Consider the following 4,055-nt stretch of genomic DNA (forward strand, 5'->3'; position numbering starts at 1 on the left):
ACGAGGTTGCTGCGGTGGATGCGCTCGAAGGACTTCGTGATGACGGCCTTCACGCCCAGGAGACGCGTGCCTTTGGCCGCCCAGTCGCGGCTGGAGCCCATGCCGTAGTCTTCGGCGCCGATGACGATCGTCGGCGTGCCGGCGGCCTTGTAGGCTTCGGCGGCGTCGTAGATGCTCGTTTCGGTGCCGGCAGGCTGAAGCAGCGTGTTGCCGCCTTCCTTGCCGCCGAGCATGAGGTTCTTGATGCGCACGTTGGCGAAGGTGCCGCGGGTCATGACGAGATCGTTGCCGCGACGGCTGCCGTAGCTGTTGAAGTCGCTCTGCGCGACGCCGTTTTCGGTGAGGAAACGGCCGGCGGGACTGTCTTTCTTGATCGCACCAGCGGGGCTGATGTGGTCGGTGGTGACGGAGTCGCCGAAGATGCCGAGCGGACGCGCACCCTTGATCTCGGTGATATCGCCGGGGGTCATGCTGAAGTCAGCGAAGAAGGGCGGATGCTGGATGTAGGTGGACTTGCCGTCCCACTCGAAGACTTCGCCGATACTGCCTTTGATCTCGTTCCACTTCGGATTCTGCGAGGCGAAATCGGTGTAGAGCTTGCGGAAGACCTCGGGCGAAAGCGCGGAGGCCATCGCGTCGCGCACTTCGGAGAGCGTGGGCCAGATGTCCTTCAAATAGACGCCGCTACCGGCGACGAGTTCGTCCTGGCTCAAGTCGATATCGACCGTGCCAGCGATGGCGTAGGCGACAACGAGCGGGGGCGACATGAGGAAGTTCGCCTTGATGCTCTGGTGCACGCGGGCTTCGAAGTTGCGGTTCCCGGAGAGCACGGAGGCGGCGACGATATCCTGGCCTTTGACGACATCTTCAATGCCGGGGTCAAGCGGGCCGGAATTGCCGATGCAGGTGGTGCAGCCGTAGCCGACGGTCTGGAAGCCGAGCTTGTCGAGTTCGACCTGGAGGCCGGTCTTGTTGAGGTAATCGGTCACGACGCGCGATCCTGGTCCAAGGCTGGTTTTCACCGCTGGCTTCACGGTCAATCCTTTCGCGTTCGCCTTCTTCGCGAGCAGACCCGCGGCGAGCATGACGCTCGGGTTGCTGGTGTTCGTGCAGCTCGTGATGGCGGCGATGAGCACACTGCCGTCGGTGATGGTGTCCTTGATGCCGTCTTTGGAATCGACGGTGACTTCGTAGGAGGTCTTGTCGGAAACGACATCGACGCCCGCAGTGGCGCCCACCGCCGAAACGGCGCTGCCGGCCGATTCACCGAGGTGCTCGACGACCTGCGAGGCGGGTGCCTTGCCGAAACCGCCGGCCTTCACGTCGGCGACGAGCAGGTCGTTGAACTTGCTCTTCAAATCAGGCACGGTGATGCGGTCCTGCGGACGCTTCGGACCGGAGACGCATGGGACGACGTCGCCGAGGTCCATTTCCATCTCGGTGGTGAATTCGATCGCGCCCTTCTCGGTGGGGATGCCCCACATGCCCTGCGCCTTGTAGTAGGCCTCGACGGTCTTGCACAGCTCCTCGCTGCGGCCAGTGCCGCGCAGGTAGGCAACGGTTTCTTCATCGACGCCGAAGAAGCCCATCGTGGCGCCGTATTCGGGCGCCATGTTCGCGATGGTCGCACGGTCCGTGACCGGCAGACTGACGGCGCCGGGGCCGTAGAACTCGACGAATTTGCCGACGACGCCGAGCTTGCGGAGTTTCTGAGTCACTTCGAGCACGAGGTCGGTGGCGGTGACGCCTTCTTTCAGCGCTCCGGTGAGGTAAACGCCCACGACTTCCGGCACGAGGAAGGTCACCGGCTGGCCGAGCATGCCTGCCTCGGCTTCAATGCCGCCCACGCCCCAACCGACGACGCCGAGGCCGTTGATCATCGTCGTGTGCGAGTCCGTGCCGACGAGCGAATCCGGGTAATACACGCCGTCTTTCTCCAGCACGCCCTTCGCGAGGTATTCGAGGTTCACCTGATGCACGATGCCAATGCCGGGAGGCACGACCTTGAAGGTATCGAAGGCCTGCTCGCCCCACTTCAGGAACTGGTAGCGCTCTTTGTTGCGCTCAAACTCCAGCGCGAGGTTTTGATTCAGCGCCTGCTGCGTGCCGGCGAAATCGACCTGCACCGAGTGGTCCACCACGAGATCGACGGGCACGAGCGGCTCCACCATCTTCGGATTGGCACCCAGTTCCTTCACTTTGGTACGCATCGCGGCGAGATCGACGAGAAGCGGCACACCAGTGAAGTCCTGTAGCACGATGCGGGCGACGGTGAACGGGATCTCATACTCGCCGGGCGCCTTCGCGTTCCAGTTGGCGAGATTTTTGACATCGGCCTCGGTGACCTTCTTGCCATCCAGATTGCGCAGCAGCGACTCGAGCACGATGCGGATCGAAACAGGCAGCTTCGAGACTTTGCCGATGCCTGCGGCCTCGAGGGCCGGAAGGGAGTAATACTTGCCGGCGGAGCCGTTGCCAGTGGTGAAGGTCTGAGGGGTGTTCATTGTGATGAGAGTAGGGGCCAACGAAATAGCGAGCGTAGCACGAAAGACACCACTTTTTTGACCCACCCTGCAAACGGAAAAGGCCACCCGCTCGGTTCACATGGTATTTCAGCATGATGCCGACGGAAGTTGAGGCGACCGCCGGAATTTCAAGATGCCTAGGGAATCCGTGCCCGTGGTTTTAGGCGTATGCCGGTTCGTTTGGCAAAGCCTGCTGCTGAGTCAGCGAAGGTGCGTTCCAATCGTCGATCACTTTGACCAGGATGTAGAGTCCCCTCGGATGCATCGAGATTTCAAGCCTGTGGGTTTGTCATCGATTTAAGACCGGCAACTTCGTGACCCATTCGAGTGGACCAAGTCACAGTTGCTCCGCGATCTGCTTGTGCCAGCAAAGAGCTCGTTATTCTCCGCATGCAATTGAGTTCCGCGGCGGATTAACGGACTTTGCTTAGAGCTGGGCACGTCGATTGCATGATGATCGATCGCCGGTGTTTGGATCTTGAAAACACCAAAGCTTTCAAAAGGCCGCGCAGCTCAAGAAACAGCGGTCGAGATGTGTTCGAAAGCTGATGCAGTTTGAATGGCACTGCACGGCTTCGCAAAACTCCAATCATTGAATCGCGCGATGTGTGGTTTTCGTTCATGTTGGCGAGTGACGCATGACTCGAGACGGCCCGATGTTAGTCGTGCGCTTTGTTAGACGATGCCCGATGAGTTCTTCGCACTCGTTGAAAACTCCCTGGCTCAAAGTGCAGTCTGCTTTCTCCAAGTGGAGTCGAGTGCAGCGTCTTGTTGAGAGGCGCATCAAGCAATCACATGCGCGACGGCATCGTGCGGCATGTGCCAGATCGATTACGTGACTTGCTGTGCTGCGTGAGGAAGTGAGAACGACTCACGTGAAGCGATGTTCCGACTGGAAGCAGTACGTGTTTTTGCCAATGGAACGAATGTCAAACCTACCGCTTGTCCGAAGTGCAAAATGATCGTTGGCAAGCGATGATTGTGACCGAATGGCGGGCCCCGCCGAACCCCAGAATCGGATTATTTGAAAAAAAGATCAAAATGATGTTGCAGGGTCTCGGAGTTGTACTAATCTGCCCATCCGCTAGCGAAAAACAGCGGCTGAAACAAGGAAGCGCGAGACGCAAAAAGCGACTCACATTTCCCGAAAATCAGAAACGATCTTTTAGAAAACAGAAACAGCAAAGTGAGGCGAAAGCCGAGCAATGTTGTTAGAAAACAAAAGGCTAAATTGTGCGCTGCGCGAATAAGTGCGCAGGTGTCTGTGGTTTAAACAGACACAGTCAATTTGGCTGGCTTTTAAAAAGCCAGCACCAATTTTTGGAGAGTTTGATTCTGGCTCAGAACGAACGCTGGCGGCGTGGATAAGACATGCAAGTCGAACGGGACTTCATGAGTAGCAATACAAGTGAAGTCTAGTGGCGAACGGGTGCGTAACACGTGGATACATTCCGGGAAGCGGGGGATAGCCCAGGGAAACTTGGATTAATACCGCATGTGGTCGAAAGACTAAAGACGGGGACCGCAAGG

Annotated in this window: 1 protein-coding gene and 1 rRNA gene; one reads left to right on the forward strand and one right to left on the reverse strand. The window is 58.3% G+C overall.

Annotated features, from left to right (window positions below):
• A partial coding sequence (gene acnA, locus KDL09_RS20135) for an aconitate hydratase AcnA (protein ID WP_294389148.1) occupies positions 1–2,504 on the reverse strand: 2,504 nt, incomplete at its 3' end.
• A 1,338-nt stretch (positions 2,505–3,842) separates the two neighbouring features.
• Between acnA and KDL09_RS20140 the strand changes: the two genes are divergently transcribed.
• Positions 3,843–4,055 (forward strand): 16S ribosomal RNA (locus KDL09_RS20140); the annotation flags it as partial.

This window comes from Prosthecobacter sp. (assembly GCF_020439865.1).
GTDB lineage: Bacteria > Verrucomicrobiota > Verrucomicrobiia > Verrucomicrobiales > Verrucomicrobiaceae > Prosthecobacter.